Source organism: Achromobacter sp. JD-1, from assembly GCF_038594925.1.
In the GTDB taxonomy this organism is placed as follows: Bacteria; Pseudomonadota; Gammaproteobacteria; order Burkholderiales; family Burkholderiaceae_B; genus Achromobacter; species Achromobacter spanius_C.
Map to the genome: position 1 here is coordinate 1 of NZ_JBCGCS010000072.1, position 1,843 is coordinate 1,843.

Sequence of the window (1,843 nt, forward strand, 5' to 3'; positions counted from 1 at the left end):
CGCCAGCCGCGCGCCGGTCATCAAGGGCCAGAAGAATTCCCACACCGATACATCAAAGCTGAACGGTGTTTTTTGCAATACCACATCGTCTGCCGTCAAACCATAGGCCTGCTGCATCCACGCCAAGCGGTTGGTCAGGGCGATATGCCGGTTGGCCGCGCCCTTGGGCTTGCCAGTGGAGCCCGAGGTGTAGATGACGTAGGCAAGGTTCTCGGGGTGATGGGAAACGTCGGGCGGCGTGACCGGTTCGGACGAAACGTCGATCTGGTCCAAGGCTAGTAGCGTTGTCGTCGAGGACAGCATGCCCATCCGTGCCGCCAAACCGGACTGCGTCAGCAGCAGCGACACGCCGCTGTCTTGCAGCATGTACGCCAGCCGATCATCCGGATAGTCCGGGTCCAGCGGCACATAGGCGGCCCCCGCCTTCAACACCGCCAGCAAACCTACAACCAGTTCCAGCGATCGTTCAGCAGCAATCCCCACACGGTGCTCCGCCCCTACCCCCATGCGCTGCAAGCGATGCGCCAACTGATTCGAGCGGCGGTCCAGCTCGCCATAGGTCAGCGACGCATCAAGGCACGTCACCGCCACACGGTCCGGCCAAAGGCCCGCCTGTCGTTCAAACTGGCGATGCACCGGCAAGGCGCCAAATTCCGCCGTCACTTCGTCGGCCAGTGGCTCCCCGCTTTCCCATTGGGACAGCAAGCGCAGCTCGTCTGCCGGCAAAATCCGAACGCCTGCGACGGGTTCGGCCGGTGCTTGCATCAGCTGGTGCAAGGCCAGGCTCATGCGCTCGGCCAGGCGATCAATGGTGGACCGGGTGAATTGCGCCTGGTCGTAAGTGAAGCGCAGTTCCAGCGTGTCGCGGATCGCCACCACCAGCGACAACGCGTAGCTGGCCTGGTCGCGATGCGTCAAACCGACAAATCGCAGGCCAGCGGGCGCGCCGGCTTGCAAGGCGGCGTCGACCGGATAGTTCTCGAACACCAGCAAGGTATCGAACAGCGCCTGCCCGTTGGCGCCGGCCCAGCGCTGCACGTCGGCAAGCGGCGTGTGCTCCACCTCGCGCGACGCAACGTTCTGCGCCTGAAGCGTCCGCAGCCAATCGCCCACCGTGGCGGCTGCCGTCGTCGGCACCACAACCGGCAGCGTATTGATATACAGACCCAGCGTTTGCTGCGCGCCCGGCAGGCTGTCGGGCCGCCCCGAGCTTGTTGCGCCAAACGCCACCGTGCCCTGCCCCGTCGCTTGCGCCAGCACCAGCGCCCATGCCGCTTGCACCACGGTGTTGACCGTAACGCGCTCGCGCCGCGCATAGACCGCCAGGCCCTGACTGCGCGCCGCATCCCAAGAGGCCAGCACATCGGCATGACCCGTGCCTTGGGCCGCCCCGCCCGAAGCGGCAGCAAGCAGTGTGGGCGCGTCCAGCTTGCGTAGCGCCTGCTCCCAATAGCGTTGGGTCGCCAGGGCGTCACGCGTCGTCAACCACGCCAGAAAGTCGCGGTAACGGCCTGCGCCGCGCGGCACGGCTTGCCCCGCGTACGCACTCAGCACTTCACCCAGCAACTGCGACACGCTCCAACCGTCAAGCAGCAAATGGTGATGCGTCCATACCAAGTGATAGGCCGTGTCCGATATGCGCGCCAGTGTCAGGCGCAGCAGCGGCGGCAGGCTCAGGTCGAAACCGCGCCTCAAGTCGTCCTGTGCGATAGCGTCGAGCCTGGCCCGCAAGGCCGCTGGCTGCGCCGGACGCGCATCAATCACCGTATACGGCAGCGCCACGTCGCGCGCCACCCACTGTAGCGGTGCGCCCGCGCGTTGCAAGAAACCGGTGCGCAACACG

1 protein-coding gene is annotated in these 1,843 nt (G+C 65.8%); it reads right to left on the reverse strand.

Annotation, left to right across the window (positions count from 1 at the left end; translation table 11 throughout):
• A partial coding sequence (locus tag WBR68_RS31240) for a condensation domain-containing protein (protein ID WP_230696253.1) occupies positions 1–1,843 on the reverse strand: 1,843 nt, incomplete at both ends.